Raw genomic sequence first — 15,057 nt, forward strand, 5'->3', positions numbered from 1 at the left:
CTGGAAAGTCGGGACGACACTGCCTGTCGGGTGGTGTACGGGCAGCCATCCTGTGGAGTGGGTGGGTTGCATTCGATGCGGTGGAGCGTTTCTGATCGGGGTGCGGTCCCGGTCGTCTCACTTCGGCCCCAACAAGGAGGCAGAAACGCATGCAGCTCAACATCACCTTCCGCCAGTTCGGTTCGTCCGATTCCCTCAAGGAGTACGCGAAGGAGAAGGTCGAGCGGGTGAACAAGTACCTGGATCGTGCCGGAGAGGCCCACGTGGTGTTGTCGCTCGAGCGGCACCTGCACCACGCGGACATCACCATCCACTCGGGCGCCTGGGTGCTGCGCGGCAGGGAGAAGAGCGAGGACATGTACGCGTCCATCGACAGCGCGATGGACAAGATCGAGGCGCAGCTGCGCAAGTACAAGGAGAAGATCAAGAACCACCACGGGCGCGAGCGCGTGCATCACCGGCACGAACTGGTGAACAACTTCAAGGTGCGCCACAAGGTGTTCGAGCTGCCCGAGGAGGAGGCGTTCGCGGACGCCGCGGACACCGCCGGGGCCCTGCGCTCGGCCACGCCCGCGGCCGCTCCGGCCGCCCAGGCCCCCGCGCAGCGCATCGTGCGCACCTCGGAGATCACCGTGAAGCCCATGTCGGTGGATGAGGCGGTGATGCAGATGAACCTGCTCAACCAGGACTTCTACGTCTTCCAGCACGCGACGACGCACGAGGTCTGCGTGGTGTACCGGCGCAAGGACGACGGGCAGTTCGGCCTCATCGGCGTGCACGCGCCGCCCAACGCCGGCTAGCGCGGGCGGCCGCCTCCCGCCTCTCCCCGAGGGGCGGGTGGCGCGGCGGCCTGTTGACGGCGTGGCACCTCCAGGCCGTACCCGAAGGTGAGCCGGCTGAGTCCCACGGGCAGCCGGCCCGGCGTGCCAATCTCCCCGAAGAGCGCGGCCGCGGCGGCCTCGGTGGCGGTGGGTTGGTACGAGTAGACGGCGAGCACCGCCCGGGCCGCGGAGGCTCGCTCGGCCAGGTAGGGCAGGCCCATGGACACGAGCACCACGGGGCGCCCGAGCGAAGCGGCCAGGGTGACGAGCTCCAGCTGGCGCGAGTTGATCATCCCCACCACCACCACGTCCGACTGGAGCGCGAGGGCACGTGCGCGCTGCCGCACGCGTGCGCGCTGGGCTCGCGAGGGCCACGCGGGCACGTCCAGCACCCGGGCGCCCGGCATCCGCTCGCGGATGGCCTGCCCGAGCGAGTCCTCGGCGGTGATGACGCCCAGGCGCATGCCGGAGGGCAGGGGGAAGTGCTCGCCGTCGGTGCGCAGCAGGGTGACGGCGGCGCGGGCGATGCGGTGGGCCACCTCCTCGTGCTCGGCCGAGCGCGGGGTGGCCAGACGCTCCTCCACCGGCAGGGGCGGAGCGAACAGTCCCCGGCGCACCTTGGTGGCGAGGATGTGACGCACCGCTTCATCCAGGCGGGCGGCGGACAGCTCGCCACTGCGCACCGCGGACAGGAGCGCCGCGTGCACCTCGCGCTTCTTCTCCGAGTGCCAGGGCACGAGCACCATGTCCGCGCCGGCGTTCACCGCCAGCACGGCGGCCTGACCCACGCCGTAGCGTCGGGCGATGGGCTCCATCTCCAATTCGTCGGTGAGGACCAGACCCTGGAAGTCGAGCCGCTCGCGCAAGAGGCCGCGCAGCACCCGGGGGTGGACGGTGGCGGGCACGTCGTCTCCGGTGAGGGCGGGCACGGCGACGTGCGCGGTCATCAACCCGTCCAGCCCCTCGCGGATGACGGCCCGGAAGGGCTCCATCTGGGCGAGCACCTCCTCGCGCGACTCGAGCATGACGGGCAGCGCGCGGTGGCTGTCGGCGTCCGTGGCGCCATGGCCGGGGAAGTGCTTGGCCACGGTGACGAGCCCCGCGTCCTGCTGGCCGCGCACGAAGGCGCGCCCCAGCTCGGACACGAGGGGAATCGAGTCTCCATAGGAGCGGCTGCCGATGACGGGGTTGCGCGGGTTGAGGTTGACGTCCAGCACGGGGGCCAGGTTCATGTTGAAGCCCAGCCGCCGCAGGTCCTCCGCCTGGGCATGCCCCGCCGCGTAGGCAAGCTCCGCCGAGCGCGTGGCCCCCAGGGCCATGTTGCCCGGCAACACCACCACGTCATCCTTCACCCGCACGACGTTGCCCCCCTCCTGGTCCAGCGCGAGGAAGGGGGGGATGGCATCGGCGAGCAGCCCACGCAGCTCCTGGTTGAGCCGGGCCACCTGCTGGCCGTCCGAGATGTTGTGTTTGAAGAGGCAGATGCCGCCCACCCGGTGGCCGCGCACCAGCGCCTCCACGGCGCCATCCACCTCGCGCCCCCCGATGCCCACCATCATCACCTGTCCCACCTTGTCCTCGACGGAGAGGCCGGCGAGCAGCCGCTCCACCTCGTCGGCGAGCGCGTCCACCGGGACGGGGACGACGAGGGGGAGCGCGGGCGGCGGGGGAGGGGGGGAGGGGGCCGGGAGCGGGGCCGGCACCAGGGTACACGCCCCCAGCAGCAGGACGAGGGGGAGCGCGAGGGCGTGCGGGGGCCGGAGGGACACGTTCCCATGGAGAGTAGACGAGCCCTTCCACCCCCTCCATCTTCCGGCCGCCGAAGCACGGGAACACACGAAGACGGACAAGGAGTTGCGAAGGAGGGCATGCGACCCTTGCGCGAATGAAGGGCCAGGAGTAATTGCCCGCGCAGGGAGCGCCACCGCCGGGAGCGCCAGCTTGCGAATCTCCGAGTTCCTCAGCCCACCAGCCGTCGTCTCGGACCTCAAGGCCCGCGACAAGCAAGAGGTGTTGCGCGAATTGAGCGCGGCACTCTCCCATGCCCATCCGACCCTGAAGGCCGAGCGGCTGGTGGAGGTGCTGCGCGAGCGCGAGAAGCTCGGCTCCACCGGCATCGGCGAGGGCGTGGCCATTCCCCACGGCAAGCTGCCGGGGCTCGGTCAGCTCGTGGCCGCCTTCGGCGTGTCCCGTCAGGGCGTCGACTTCGAGGCCATCGACGGCAAGTCCACGCACCTCTTCTTCGCCCTGGTAGCCCCGGAGAACAGCGCCGGTGTGCACCTCAAGGCACTCGCGCGGATCTCGCGTCTCTTCAAAAATCCGCGCTTCCGCGCTTCCATCCTCGAAGCGTCCACCGTCGAGGCCATTCACGCCCTCATCGTGCAGGAAGACGCTCGGCCCTGAGGGGCCGTGGTAGGCTGGCGGGGATGGATCTGGTCCTTCGGCCGGTCAACGACCGTTTCTTCCATGAGCACGTGCTGTCCTTCCTGTCGCTCGCGATGAGTGACTCGGCCAGCGCGCTGCAAACCCTGCTGGGGCAGCTCGACGACGACCAGTCGAGCCTCCTGGCTGGCAAGCTGCTCGCGTCGCACATCGGTGGCGGGCTCGGGGGCGTGGAGCAGACGTCCTGGGTGGCGCTGGTGGACAGGCTCACGCGGTTGCAGTGGGCACCTGGCCCCTCGGGCTGGCGGGTGCTCGGCGAGCGCGCGGGCTATGTGGGCGACTGGGACGAGGCCCTGCACCTGGCGCTGATGTTGGAGGATCCCTCCTATCCCTACGCCCAGGCGCGTGCCTCGCATGGCCGGCGCGAGGGCTTCCGGCGCTACCCGGTGGCGGACCTGGGACTCGCGTCGCTGATTGGTGGCCAGTGGGAGCCCTTCCCCTCCTTCCCACCGGATCGCGTCTTTTCCACCCTGGGACGGGGCGAGTACGCGTCGCGCCAGCAGTATGCCTTCGCGGACTGGGCGTGGCGGCCGGCGAGCACGGTGGCGCAATGGAGCGCGCAGCTGGAGTCCAAGCTGGAGCGGCTGCTGGAGCGCGAGCGCGAGCGGCTCGAGTCGGCGCGGCCTCCGGAGTGGGAGGCGGTGCGGGCCTGGTTGCTGGGCCACTCCACCGAGTGTCCGGCGCTGTCGGAGCCGCTGGCGGGGCCCCAGGGCGGCGCGTGGGTGGAGCGCATTGGCCTGTTGGCGGCGCTCGTGCGCGAGGCGGCCCGGGAGGAAGCGGGCCTGGTGGCGCACGTGATCCGCCCGCTCAACGAGGCGCCGGAAGGGGAGCCTTCGGAGGAGTCTCCAGCAGGATCGTGACGGGGCCGTCGTTGACGAGCGCCACCTTCATGTCCGCGGCGAAGACGCCGGTGCCCACGGTGAGGCCGCGGGCGCGCAGCACCTCGCAGATGCGCTCATAGAGCGCCTTGGCCCCCACCGGCTCCATGGCCTCGATGAAGCTGGGCCGGCGGCCCTTGCGCGCGTCGCCGTAGAGGGTGAACTGGCTGACGACGATGAGCTCGCGCGAGGTGTCCTCCAGCGACAGGTTCATCTTGCCCGCGGCGTCCTCGAAGATGCGCAGGGTGGCGAGCTTGTCCGCCATCCACGCCACGTCCGCCTCGGTGTCGCCCTGGCCCACGCCGAGCAGCACCAGGAGCCCCGGCCCCATCTGACTCACGCGCTCGCCCGCCACCGTGACGGAGGCCTCGAGCACCCGCTGCACCACTGCCTTCATCGTGCCTCTCCTTCCCTCTCGCGGCGCGGCTCAGCGCACCATGTCGACATGGGGGATGCCGTCCTCGTCGTAGACGTCCCCCATCGCCCGGAAGCCGAAGTCCTCGTAGAAGGCGCGCAGGTGGTTCTGGGCACCGATGCGGATGGGCACGCGCGGGTAGCGCGCCTCGATGAAGTCGATCCCCTTCTGCACCAGCACCCGTCCATGGCCATGACGCCGCGCCTCGGGGGCGACCACCACCCGGCCCAGGCTCGCCTGCGGGTACTTCGTCTTGGGGGGCAACACGCGCAGGTAGGCCGCGAGCCAGGGCGCCTCCGGCTGATCCTCCATCCCGAGCAGGTGGTAGGCGCTTCGATCATAGCCATCCGCGTCCAGGTAGATGGATTTCTGCTCCACCACGAACACCTGCTGGCGCAGCTCGAGCGCCAGGTACAGCTCGTCGGGCGTCAGCTCCGCGAAGTTCTTCCACTTCCACGTCAGCATGGCTCTCCTGTCATCGGCGTTCCGCATGCCGGGGATCTAACCTATCGCGCACCGCGTCGCCGAGCAGGTGAAAGCCGAGCACCGCGAGCGCCAGGGCGAGTCCGGGAAAGAGCGCCACATGGGGCGCCACGAGGAGGTACTGGGTGCCCTGATCCACCAGCGCTCCCCAGGACGGTGTCCCCGGAGGCGCGCCGAGCCCGAGGAAGCTGAGCGAGGACTCGGCGAGGAGGGTGCCCGGCAGGGCGGAGGTGGCCTGGATGAGCAGCGGCCCCGCGGCGTTGGGCAGCAGGTGGTACCAGAGGATGCGCGCGTCGCTGGCTCCGAGCGCGCGCGCGGCCTGCACGTAGTCGCGCTCGCGCAGGGTGAGCACCTGGGCGCGCGCCAGCCGGGCGTAGCCGGTCCACCCGGTGAGGCTCAAGGCGAGCACGACGTGCGCGAGCGAGGGCCCGAGCACGGCGGTGAGGAAGAGCGCGAGCAGCAGGCCGGGAAAGGCGAGCAGCACGTCGGTCAGGCGCATGAGCACCTCGTCCACGAGCCCGCCCACCCAGCCGGCGATCCCCCCGAGCACGGTGCCCACCGCGGCCGAGAGCGCCACGGTGAAGACGGCGACGGTGAGCGACAGGCGGGCGCCGTGGAGCACGTGGGTGAGCAGATCAATCCCATTCTCCCCCGCGCCCAGGGGGTGGCCGGGGCCGGGCGGGGACAGCTCGGCGGCCAGGTCGAGGGCCTCGGGCGTCGAGGGGCTGAGCACGGGGGCCAGCAGCGCGGCGAGCACGAGCGTGCCGGTGACCGCGAGGCCCAGGCGTCCACCGGGGGACAGCCGCCTCATGCGCGCCTCCGCAGCCGGGGGTCGGCGAGCGCGTAGGCCATGTCGGTGAGCGCGTTGACGAGCAGGAAGCAGCCGGTGAAGACGAGCACGGTGGCGCGCACGGTGTTGTAGTCGCGCCGCTCGATGGCGGACAGCAGCAGGGTGCCCATGCCGGGCCAGGCGAACACCTTCTCGGTGACGATGGCCCCGCCCAGCAGGGCGCCGAACTCGAGCCCCAGCACGGTGAGCAGCGGCAGGAGCGCATTGCGCAGGGCATGGCGCCAGAGCACGCGCCGGGCGCTGAGTCCCTGGGCCCGGGCGACGGTGACGTAGTCCTCGCGCAGGGCCTCCAGGAGGCTCGCCCGGGTCATGCGCGCGAGGAAGGCGGCGAGCGCGGTGCCCAGCGTGAAGGCGGGCAGCACGAGGTGGCGCCAGGAGCCCGCGCCGGACACGGGCAACCAGTCGAGTTTCAGGGAGAAGACGAGCAGCAGCACGGGCCCGAGCCAGAAGCGAGGGAGCGCCACGCCCGCCACCGCCGCGCTCATGGCCGCGGCGTCCACCCACGAGCCCCGGCGCGACGCGGCGAGCACCCCGAGCGGAAGCGCCAGCACGAGCGCCACGCCCAGCGCCGCGAGCGCGAGCACCAGCGTGAAGGGCAGGGCCTGTCCAATGGCGGGCATCACCTTCTTCTGGAAGGGGGGCAGTGAGGTGCGCAGCTCACCGGTGAACAAGTCGCGCGTGAAGTGCCAGAGCTGCACGGGGATGGGCTCGTCGAGGCCCACCGCGCGGCGCAGCGCCTCGCGGTCCACTTGCGTGGCCTGCTCGCCGAGCATCACGTCGATGGGGTCTCCCGGCACGAGGTGGAGGAAGAGCGAGACGAGCAGCAGCGCGCCCACGCCCGAGAGCAGCGTGGAGAGGAGCCGCCTCATGGCCCCACCTGGCGGGCACGCGCGAGCGGGGTGAAGAAGCCATGGGGACTGGGCTCGAAGTCCTGGAGGCGCCGGGAGACGACGGCCACCGAGTCCTCGTGCCACAGCGGCACCACGGGGACGAGTTCGTCCAGGCGCTCCTGGGCGCGGGCGTAGAGGCGCAGGCGCTCGGGGGTGGGGACGCGGCTGGCCTCGTCGAGCAGGGCATCGAGCGCCGCGTCCTCCAGCGCGCCCCGGTTGAGCCCGCCGAAATGGTTCTTCTCCGAGGGGACGTTGGCCGAGTGGTACGCGCCGCGCATCAGGTCCGGCTCGACGACGGAGGCCCACTTGAGGGTGAAGAGCTCGAAGTTGCCCCGGCGCACGTCGTTGAAGAAGGTGGCGAACTCGAGCGAGCGCACCTCCACGGCCACGCCGCCCTGGCCCAGTTGCTCGCGCAGCACGAGCGCGATGGAGCGGCGCAGCCGGTCGGTGCTCGTCTTGAGCTGGAGCGTGAGCCGGGGCGTGCCTCCGGAGCCATCGGGATCCGGGTAGCCCGCCTCGTCGAGCAGCCGGGCGGCCTCCTCCGGGGCATACCGGCAGCCGGAGACGGGGGCCCAGGCCCAGTTGGTGCGTGGCAGCAGACCCTGGGCGGGTTGGGCGAGGCCGTGCAGCTTGTAGGTGACGAGCGGCTCCACGTCGATGAGCTGGCAGAGGGCGCGGCGCACGCGCGCGTCGGCGAGGGCTCCCTCGCGCAGGTTCATGCCCAGGTAGGCGAGGCCCGTGCCTGGCCGGGTGAGCACGCGCAGGGAGGGCTCGCGCTCCAGGGCGGGCAGGGTGGCGGGGGAGAGCGCGTTGAGCACGAGGTCCGCGCGGCCCTTGAGCAGTTCCAGCACGCGTGTCGTCTCGTCGCGCACCACGCGGAAGTGCAGCCGGGGGATGGCGGGCGCGCCCCGGAAGTAGCCCGCGAAGGGCACGAGCGTCAGGTGCTCCTCGTCCGGCTGGGACTCGAAGCGGAAGGGGCCGGCGCCCACGGGCGAAGCGTCCTGGGCCTGCTTGAAGGCGGCCGACGCGCGCCGGGCCGGGAGGATGCCCAGGGACAGGTCCGCGAGCAGGGGCGCGAAGGGCTGGCGCAGGTGGAAGCGCACCGTGCGCGCGTTCTTCACCTCCACCCACTCGAGCGCCGCGTAGCGCTCGGCCCGGGGGCTCGCGAGCGCGGGCTCCCTCACGCTGTCATAGGTGGCCTTCACGTCCCAGGCGGTGAGGGGGCCGCCGTCGTGGAAGGTGAGTCCCGGTCGCAGGGTGAACTCCACGAGCGTGGGGCTCAGCTCCTGGAAGGACTCGGCGAGGTCGGGCACGGGCCTGCCGTGGTCATCCACGGTGACGAGGCCCGGAGTGAGCAGTTGGGACAGCCGCTGGCCCATCGCCGTGAGCGCGAGCCGGCTGTCGAGGCTGTCCGGCGGCGCCTCGATGAGCACGGTGATGCCCTCGGGGGCGGGCTCGGCGCGGCATCCGCTCCCGAGCGCGACGACGAGCGCCATGACGGGCGCCATGACGAGCCCCAGGTGGGCGGATCGGAGTGGCGGGAGCATGGAAGGCGTGTTGTGACACAGAACACGTCACGCGCGTGCCCCTACCCGTGCTTGCGTCCGTCATTACTTTCCCCTTCTCACCAGAGGAGCGGGTCCATGGACAAGGCAACGGGAGTGGCGCTCGTGACGGGCGGCAACCGGGGACTGGGGTTCGAGGTCTGCCGGCAGCTCGGTCAGCGGGGCATGCGGGTGTTGCTCTCGGCTCGGGACATCGCCGAGGGAGCCAAGGCCACCGCCGCGTTGCGTGAGGAGGGCCTCGAGGTGAGCTTCGAGCCCCTGGACGTCACCTCCGAGGAGAGCGTCGCCCAGCTCACCGATCGGCTCGCACGTCAGGAGCTGCGGCTCGCGGCGCTCGTCAACAACGCGGGCATCGCCCTGGAGGGCTTCAACGCGGAAGTCGTCGAGCGAACGCTCGCGGTGAACTTCACGGGCGCGTTGCGCGTCACCGAACACCTGCTGCCGCTCATGCGCGAACACGGTCGCATCGTCATGGTGTCCAGTGGACTGGGCGCGCTGGAGGGCCTGCCTTCCGCCCTGCGCCAGCGCATCGATCCACCCCCCTCCAAGGACGCGCTGCGCGCCTGGGTGGACGAGTTCGCCGCCGAGGTGCGCGCCGGCCAGTACGAGCAGAAGGGCTGGCCGGGCTCGGCCTACCGCGTCTCGAAGCTGGGACTCAACGCGCTTACCCGGCTGCTCGCCGAGGAGTTGAGACCCCGGCGCGTGCTCGTCAACGCCGTCTGTCCGGGCTGGGTGCGCACGCGCATGGGCGGACCCCGGGCCACGCGGGATGTGGAGCAGGGGGCCGACACCCTCGTGTGGGCGGCGCTCCTCCCTCCAGAGGGCCCCACCGGACGGCTCTTCCGGGATCGCCAGCCCATCGCCTGGTAGCCGATTCCTTCCCCCCCGGCGGTGGGCCCCTCGCGTTGGCCAGCGATCAATTCCCGGCCTCGCGCGAGCATGCTTTGCCGCCTGGTGGAAGGCCGGGCACCCCGGAGCCGGGGTGCTCGGGAGTCTCTCTCTTGCCGCCCCAGAGTCCCCCTTTCATAATGCCCATCACCTTCCCCGGAGAGTGTGTGCAGGTCCCCCGAGCCAGAACCCTCTTGGCCGTGACGATTGCCTTTTTCGTCGCCCATCCGCGCGTGAGTGCCGCCGCGGATGACAAGAAGCGCGCCGAGCGCGAGGCCCTCAAGGCGTCGTTGATGCAGGTGCTGCAGCGCGACCCCCTCAACGCCAGCCGCGTGGGCGTCCACATGATGAGCCTCGACGACGGCTCGGTGGTGTTCAGCCACAACGCGGACGAGCTGCTCAACCCCGCCTCCAACGTGAAGCTCGTCACCTCGGCGGCGGCGCTCTCCACGCTCGGGCCCGAGTTCCGTTTCGAGACCGAGTTCCTCGTGGAGACGGAGTCCGATGGCCTCAAGGCCAAGACGCTCTACGTGCGCGGCAAGGGCGACCCCTCCATCACCACCGAGCGGCTGTACGGCATGGTGGGTGACCTGTTCCACACGGGCCTGCGCGAGGTGCAGGACATCGTCGTGGACGAGGCGTGGTTCGACGACGAGCGCACCCCGCCGGGGTATGACCAGGAGGACTCGGACCGGGCGTACATGGCCCCCACGGGAGCCCTGAGCCTGAACTGGAACGCGGTGGGCGTCTTCCTGCGTCCCGGTGAGCGCGCGGGCGCCAAGGGCGTGGTGGAGGTCGAGCCGCCCAGCGACTACTTCGTGGTGGAGAACACGCTCACGACGGGCGACCGGCGGGCGCGCCGCTTCTCGGTGTCGTCGGACGCGGCGGGCGCGCAGCAGAAGATCATCGTGCGCGGCCAGGTGCCCGAGGCCGGTGGCGCCATGAGCGTGTACAAGAAGATCGACAACCCGCCGCTCTACTTCGGCCAGACGCTCAAGCAGATGCTGGTGGCGCGGGGCGTCAAGGTGAAGGGCAAGGTGAAGGCGGGGCTGACGCCGCAGCGCGCGAAGCTCGTGTTCGTGGCGCACTCGGACACCTTCGACGTCGTGCTCAAGCGGCTCAACAAGCTGTCGAGCAACTTCATCGCCGAGACGCTCCTCAAGACGATGGGCGCGGAGGCGCGGGGTGCTCCGGGCTCGTTCGCCAAGGGGCTGGACGTGGTGGAGGACTTCCTCGCGCGCGAGGTGGGCATCCCCCGCGGCACCTACGTGATGAAGAACGGCAGCGGGCTCAACGACGCCAACCGCTTCTCCGCCACGCAGCTCGACCGGATCCTCCGCCACATGTACGAGCGCTTCCCGCTCGCGCCCGAGTACCTGTCCTCGCTGGGCATCGCCGGCAAGGACGGCACGCTCCGCTACCGCTTCGATGGCACCGAGGCGGTGGGCCGGCTGCGCGCCAAGACGGGCACGCTGGAGAACGTGTCGGCGCTCAGCGGCTACGTGCAGGCGGCGGGCGGCGAGAAGTTCATCTTCTCCATGATGGTGAACGACTACCCGGGCCGCTCGGGGCCGGTGGTGCGGGGCCTGGATGCGCTGGGCACGGCGGTGGCCTCGGTGGGCTCGACGATGGGCCCCGGACGCGCGGTGGCCGAGCTCGCCAGTGGCGAGAAGTCCAGCAGCCCCATGGGCGAGATGAGCAGCCGGGTGAAGACGTACCTCGCGCTGAGCAGCCAGCATGACCCGCGCAACATCGGCTTCCTGCGCACGGCGTGGCGCAGCGAGCGCGACCCGGCGGTGCGCGCGGTGGTGGCCGAGGGCCTCTACCAGTCCAACCCCCAGGACTATCTCGGGGTGCGCACGCTCCTGGACAGCTACTCGTCGGGCGCGGAGGTGTACGGCCGGCTGCGCACCGTGGCGCGGGAGTTGTCGGTGGAGGTGCCGGGACTGGGCAGCCTCGTGGAGCTCGCCGCGAGCGGCAACGCCGAGGCGCTCTCGCGCGTCGCCGAGCTGGCCGGGGCCTCCGCGGGCGACAACCTCGCCGAGGGGGAGATGGCCGAGGGCCTGGGCGCCATCGCCCGCTCGGCGCCCGAGGACCTGGTGCTGGCGCTGCGCACCGCGAGCGACAAGGATCGCGAGGCGGCCACCACGCTGCTCGCGCGCGGCCTCGTGCAGACGGGCGAGGCGGATCACCCCTTCTGGAAGGCGCTGCGCAAGAGCCTGGCCGCGCCGGATCCCAAGGTGGCGGAGTTCTCCCGCTCGCTCGAGGGCCTGCTGTCGCGCAAGGTCGCCGAGGCCAAGGCCCCCCGGGCCGAGCCGCCCCTGGGCACTCCCGTGTTGGCCTCGCCGCCCGTCATCGGCGCTGGCCTGTCGGAGACCCGTCCCGGCGGGTGAGAGCCCGCCCACTCGCCCGCCCTCCTTCCCCTCCTCCGACCGTCCGGGAAGGGTGGGGGCTGAAGCCCTGTTCAGGTGCTTGTCAGCCCCTTATGGTAGGGAAGTGGCGCGAGCGGCATTCCCGCTCTTGGATGTAGGTAACCGGCCCGTGGTGGGCCGGTGCTCGAGAAAGGACGGCATCATGGCTGGAGGCGTCAACAAGGTCATCCTCATTGGCAATCTGGGGGCGGACCCGGAAGTGCGCTTCACCCCGGGCGGACAGGCGGTGGCCAACTTCCGCATCGCGACCAGCGACAACTGGACCGACAAGAGCGGCCAGAAGCAGGAGCGCACCGAGTGGCACCGCATCGTGGTGTGGGGAAAGCTCGCGGAGCTGTGCGGTGAGTATTTGAAGAAGGGCCGCCAGTGCTACATCGAGGGCCGTCTGCAGACGCGCGAGTGGACGGACAAGGAGAACCGCAAGAACTACACCACCGAGGTGGTGGCCAACGCGGTGACCTTCCTCGGGGGCCGTGACGGCGTCGGCATGAGTGGTGGCGGCGGCGGCGGTGGGGGCGGGGGCCGCGGTGGGGGCTACTCGCAGCAGCGCGGCGGTGGCGGTGGCGGTGGCCAGTCCCAGGGCGGCGGTTACGACGACTACGGCGCGCCTCCCATGGACGATGGCGGTGGCCCCATGGGAGGTGGCCACGGCGGGGACGACGACATCCCGTTCTAGGGCTTCTTCCCCCTGAAACACCAACGGCCGCTCCCGGGAGACCGGGGCGGCCGTTGTCGTTGCGGGCGCTCGGGAGGGAGCGCCCCCAAGGGACTCAGTGCATGTCGCCCTTGGTCTGGACGATGGCGTTGCGCGCCTGGATGACGGCCTCGGTGCCGCCGGCCTGGTACATGGCGAAGAGCACGCCCCAGCCCATGGCGAGCAGCACGAAGAAGAGGCCGATGGACCACGGCTCGAAGCGGCGCATGGAGCGCTCGCTGGCCAGCAGGCCCCAGCCCATGGCGAAGCCCTGGAGGCCGTTGGCCAGGTGGTACGCGGTGCCGAGGATGCCCAGCGTGTAGACGATGATGGTGGGCAGGTGCCAGTGCATCTCGTAGGCGATGACGGCGAAGGGCTCGGCCGCGCCGTGCACCAGCCGCGGCTGGAGGAAGGCCAGCCAGATGTGGGCGCCGAGGAAGCCGAGCACGCCCACGGCCGCGGCGCGCTGGAGGATGTACTTGAGGTTGCCGTAGTTGGGGTAGGCGCCCAGGTTGGGCCGGAAGCTGAACAGCCGCGCCACGCCCCACGCGGTGTGGATGAGCAGCGGCAGCAGCACGATGATGAAGGTGAAGATCATCGAGTACGGGTGCTTGTACTCGGTCACCGCGGACTGCCAGGCCTGGGCGCCCTGGAAGGCGGCGAGGTTGTCCCACAGGTGGTTCACCACCCAGATGCTCAGCGGCACCACGGCGAGGAACGAGCCCAGACGGGACTGGATGAAGGGCGTCTTCTGGGGGAGGGCGTCGGCGGCAGCGGCTTGGGTGCTCATCGGAACTCCGGACGTCGCGCGGCCTGGGGGGTCGCGCCAGGAAGTCAGTCGGACGGGGCGTTATAGCCCGTCCCGGGGCCGGGGTAGGATTTTCCGCCATGGGAAGACACCTCCCGGGCACAGGGCGGTAACCGGGAGGTATCAGCGGGGGTGATGACTGGGTCCGGTCCCGCTGTCCGGGTCCCTGGCGGGGGGGCCACCGGGGGAGCGCCCGGGTGCGCATTGTCATTGGCGAGCGCCTCCGGGGGCGGCAGGCTATTGCCTCTCATGGCCGATGAACTCGTCAGTGGCTTGTTGAAGGAGACCGACCTGCGCGTGGTGCTCGTCACCACGAGTGACCTGGCCCGCCGGGCGCGCGAGCTGCACCGCTCGGCGTCGGCGTCGGCCTCGCTGATGGCGCAGGCCCTCACCGCCGGGGCCCTGCTCGGCTCGTTGCAGAAGAATGACTCGCGCATCAACCTCCAGGTGGAGTGCGATGGCCCCCTGCGCGGCCTCTTCGTGGATGGGGACGGGGCGGGGGTGGTGCGGGGCTACGCCAAGAATCCCCTCGTGTCGCACGTGGGCGCCGAGGGCGAGTACCACTGGCGTCCGGCGCTCGGGAACAAGGGCTTTTTGTCCGTGCTGCGCGACCTGGGGGGCGGCGAGCAGTACCGCTCGGCGGTGGAACTGGAGAGCTTCGACCTGGGGCGGGACTTGGAGCGCTACTTCCGCATCTCGGATCAGCTCCCCACACGCGTCTACCTCTCCGTGCAGCCGCTGTCCCAGGGCGAGCAGCCCGAGCCGCTGGGACTGGTGGCGGGCATGCTCCTGCAGCCGCTGCCGCAGGGGGACATGGAGGCCTTCCGGGAGCTGGGGGACCGGCTCGCCCGGGACTTCGAGCTCGCGGTCCGGGCGCACGCCGCCCAGGGCACGGGCGCGCTGCTCAAGGCGCTGGTGTCCCAGCCGGACCTGGAGGTGATGTCGCGCTACCCGGTGTCCTTCACGTGCAGTTGCAGCAAGGACCGGGTCAAGCGCGCGCTGACGACCCTGGGCCGGGCGGAGCTGGAGGACATCCTCGCCACGGATGGCAAGGCCGAGGCGGACTGCCACTTCTGCACGATGCACTACGTCATCACCGGGGAGGAGATTCAGGGCCTGCTCGGGGAGATGGAGGCTTCCACGAGCTGAGCGAGGAGGCGGGCGGGGTTTGCTGCCGGGAGTGGCGGCAGCGCACGGCCCGGGGTATGACGCGGGCCCCGCCTCTCACACTGGAGTCCGCGCCGTGGCCACCAAGCGGGCAACACCCAAGGTCACCAAGGGCAAGCCCTCCCAGAAACAGGTGGAGAAACTCGTCTCCATTCCACCCGACGTGGTGCTCGCGCCCCAGGTGGAAGCCCCCCGTCATGCCACCGGACGCGACCAGTCGCGTGCCAGGACCCAGGTGCAGGAGCTGACGTGGGCGCAGTTCGATCGCGCCGTGCAGACGCTCGCGCTCGCCATCCGCCAGTCGTACTCGCCCACGGCCGTGGTGGGCGTGGCGCATGGGGGCGTGTTCGTGGGCGGAGCGCTGTCGAGCGCCCTGGGCGCCGAGTTCTTCCCGGTCCGCATCAGCCGCCGCAGCCGGGACAAGGGCCAGGCCAAGCCGAAGCTGAGCGGGGAGATGCCGCGCGAGCTCAAGGGCAAGCGGGTGCTCATCGTGGACGACGTGGCGTCCAGCGGCGACACGCTGGCGCTGGCCATGGCGCTGGCGCGCAAGGTGGGCGCCCGGGAGGTGCACACCGCGGCGCTGGTGTCCCGGCCGGATGGCTTCGAGCCGGACTTCTGCGCGCTGTCCACCGACGCCCTGGTCGTCTTTCCGTGGGACTACGAGGACGTCGCCGAGGACGGGCGCTTCGACGTGGACCCGGACAAGGCGGGGGCGTGAAGGCCG

At 71.1% G+C, this 15,057-nt stretch carries 15 protein-coding genes; 8 read left to right on the top strand and 7 right to left on the bottom strand.

The window, feature by feature from the left end; genetic code table 11:
• The first annotated feature begins 149 nt into the window (after positions 1-149).
• On the top strand, positions 150-800 hold the full coding sequence (gene hpf / locus F0U63_RS07020) for a ribosome hibernation-promoting factor, HPF/YfiA family (RefSeq protein WP_395844982.1): 651 nt from the start codon (positions 150-152) through the stop codon (positions 798-800).
• On the opposite strand, the gene F0U63_RS07025 is transcribed toward hpf, so the two are convergent.
• Positions 797-2,590 carry a glycoside hydrolase family 3 protein gene (locus tag F0U63_RS07025; protein ID WP_395844984.1) on the bottom strand — a complete coding sequence of 598 codons (1,794 nt, stop codon included), beginning with the start codon at positions 2,588-2,590 and terminating at the stop codon, positions 797-799. The genes hpf and F0U63_RS07025 overlap by 4 nt on opposite strands.
• 172 nt (positions 2,591-2,762) lie before the next feature.
• On the opposite strand from F0U63_RS07025, the gene F0U63_RS07030 reads away from it, so the two are divergent.
• Positions 2,763-3,224, top strand: a complete 462-nt coding sequence (locus F0U63_RS07030; protein ID WP_395844986.1) for a PTS sugar transporter subunit IIA — start codon at positions 2,763-2,765, stop codon at positions 3,222-3,224.
• Between the two features lie 23 nt (positions 3,225-3,247).
• Positions 3,248-4,123 carry a hypothetical protein gene (locus F0U63_RS07035; protein ID WP_395844988.1) on the top strand — a complete coding sequence of 292 codons (876 nt, stop codon included), beginning with the start codon at positions 3,248-3,250 and terminating at the stop codon, positions 4,121-4,123.
• Here the strand turns inward: F0U63_RS07035 and dtd are convergent.
• Genes dtd through F0U63_RS07060 form a run of 5 tightly spaced genes read right to left on the bottom strand, consistent with a single transcriptional unit; the run spans position 4,071 to position 8,287 of the window.
• Entirely contained in the window at positions 4,071-4,538 is a 468-nt protein-coding gene (gene dtd / locus F0U63_RS07040) for a D-aminoacyl-tRNA deacylase (RefSeq protein WP_395844990.1), read from the bottom strand. The genes F0U63_RS07035 and dtd overlap by 53 nt on opposite strands.
• Positions 4,539-4,568: 30 nt before the next feature.
• Positions 4,569-5,021, bottom strand: coding sequence for a GNAT family N-acetyltransferase (locus F0U63_RS07045; RefSeq protein ID WP_395844992.1), 453 nt, complete (start codon positions 5,019-5,021; stop codon positions 4,569-4,571).
• Between the two features lie 10 nt (positions 5,022-5,031).
• A complete protein-coding gene (locus F0U63_RS07050; RefSeq protein ID WP_395844994.1) occupies positions 5,032-5,850 on the bottom strand; it encodes an ABC transporter permease in 819 nt (272 codons plus the stop codon).
• Positions 5,847-6,758: an ABC transporter permease gene (locus F0U63_RS07055; RefSeq protein ID WP_395844996.1), complete on the bottom strand. Its 912-nt coding sequence runs from the start codon at positions 6,756-6,758 to the stop codon at positions 5,847-5,849. The genes F0U63_RS07050 and F0U63_RS07055 overlap by 4 nt, the downstream gene beginning before the upstream one ends.
• Positions 6,755-8,287 (bottom strand): ABC transporter substrate-binding protein, encoded by a 1,533-nt coding sequence (locus F0U63_RS07060; protein WP_395844998.1) that lies wholly within the window; start codon positions 8,285-8,287, stop codon positions 6,755-6,757. The genes F0U63_RS07055 and F0U63_RS07060 overlap by 4 nt, the downstream gene beginning before the upstream one ends.
• 135 nt (positions 8,288-8,422) lie before the next feature.
• Here F0U63_RS07060 and F0U63_RS07065 point away from each other — a divergent pair, with 135 nt between their 5' ends.
• The 3 genes from F0U63_RS07065 (at position 8,423) to F0U63_RS07075 (ending at position 12,340) form a co-directional block, all read left to right on the top strand.
• Entirely contained in the window at positions 8,423-9,214 is a 792-nt protein-coding gene (locus F0U63_RS07065; protein ID WP_395845000.1) for an SDR family oxidoreductase, read from the top strand.
• Between the two features lie 185 nt (positions 9,215-9,399).
• Positions 9,400-11,625 carry a D-alanyl-D-alanine carboxypeptidase/D-alanyl-D-alanine-endopeptidase gene (gene dacB / locus F0U63_RS07070; protein WP_395845002.1) on the top strand — a complete coding sequence of 742 codons (2,226 nt, stop codon included), beginning with the start codon at positions 9,400-9,402 and terminating at the stop codon, positions 11,623-11,625.
• A 181-nt stretch (positions 11,626-11,806) separates the two neighbouring features.
• On the top strand, positions 11,807-12,340 hold the full coding sequence (locus tag F0U63_RS07075) for a single-stranded DNA-binding protein (RefSeq protein WP_395845004.1): 534 nt from the start codon (positions 11,807-11,809) through the stop codon (positions 12,338-12,340).
• Positions 12,341-12,434: 94 nt separating this feature from the next.
• On the opposite strand, the gene F0U63_RS07080 is transcribed toward F0U63_RS07075, so the two are convergent.
• Positions 12,435-13,148, bottom strand: coding sequence for a succinate dehydrogenase (locus tag F0U63_RS07080; protein WP_395845006.1), 714 nt, complete (start codon positions 13,146-13,148; stop codon positions 12,435-12,437).
• A gap of 267 nt (positions 13,149-13,415) precedes the next feature.
• On the opposite strand from F0U63_RS07080, the gene F0U63_RS07085 reads away from it, so the two are divergent.
• Together F0U63_RS07085 and F0U63_RS07090 are read left to right on the top strand one after the other, a co-directional pair.
• Positions 13,416-14,315, top strand: a complete 900-nt coding sequence (locus F0U63_RS07085; protein WP_395845008.1) for an Hsp33 family molecular chaperone HslO — start codon at positions 13,416-13,418, stop codon at positions 14,313-14,315.
• 94 nt (positions 14,316-14,409) lie between these two features.
• On the top strand, positions 14,410-15,051 hold the full coding sequence (locus tag F0U63_RS07090; RefSeq protein WP_395845010.1) for a phosphoribosyltransferase: 642 nt from the start codon (positions 14,410-14,412) through the stop codon (positions 15,049-15,051).
• The last annotated feature ends 6 nt before the right edge of the window (positions 15,052-15,057 follow it).

Origin of the sequence: Cystobacter fuscus (assembly GCF_044360685.1) — a bacterium.
Lineage (GTDB): Bacteria > Myxococcota > Myxococcia > Myxococcales > Myxococcaceae > Cystobacter > Cystobacter fuscus_C.

Bases quoted from the DNA above. Each gene is read 5' to 3' on its own strand.
- hpf (WP_395844982.1), top strand. From the start codon at position 150: ATGCAGCTCAACATCACCTTCCGCCAGTTCGGTTCGTCCGATTCCCTC.
- F0U63_RS07035 (WP_395844988.1), top strand. From the start codon at position 3,248: ATGGATCTGGTCCTTCGGCCGGTCAACGACCGTTTCTTCCATGAGCAC.
- dtd (WP_395844990.1), bottom strand. From the start codon at position 4,538: ATGAAGGCAGTGGTGCAGCGGGTGCTCGAGGCCTCCGTCACGGTGGCG.
- F0U63_RS07045 (WP_395844992.1), bottom strand. From the start codon at position 5,021: ATGCTGACGTGGAAGTGGAAGAACTTCGCGGAGCTGACGCCCGACGAG.
- F0U63_RS07050 (WP_395844994.1), bottom strand. From the start codon at position 5,850: ATGAGGCGGCTGTCCCCCGGTGGACGCCTGGGCCTCGCGGTCACCGGC.
- F0U63_RS07055 (WP_395844996.1), bottom strand. From the start codon at position 6,758: ATGAGGCGGCTCCTCTCCACGCTGCTCTCGGGCGTGGGCGCGCTGCTG.
- F0U63_RS07060 (WP_395844998.1), bottom strand. From the start codon at position 8,287: ATGGCGCCCGTCATGGCGCTCGTCGTCGCGCTCGGGAGCGGATGCCGC.
- F0U63_RS07065 (WP_395845000.1), top strand. From the start codon at position 8,423: ATGGACAAGGCAACGGGAGTGGCGCTCGTGACGGGCGGCAACCGGGGA.
- F0U63_RS07075 (WP_395845004.1), top strand. From the start codon at position 11,807: ATGGCTGGAGGCGTCAACAAGGTCATCCTCATTGGCAATCTGGGGGCG.
- F0U63_RS07080 (WP_395845006.1), bottom strand. From the start codon at position 13,148: ATGAGCACCCAAGCCGCTGCCGCCGACGCCCTCCCCCAGAAGACGCCC.
- F0U63_RS07085 (WP_395845008.1), top strand. From the start codon at position 13,416: ATGGCCGATGAACTCGTCAGTGGCTTGTTGAAGGAGACCGACCTGCGC.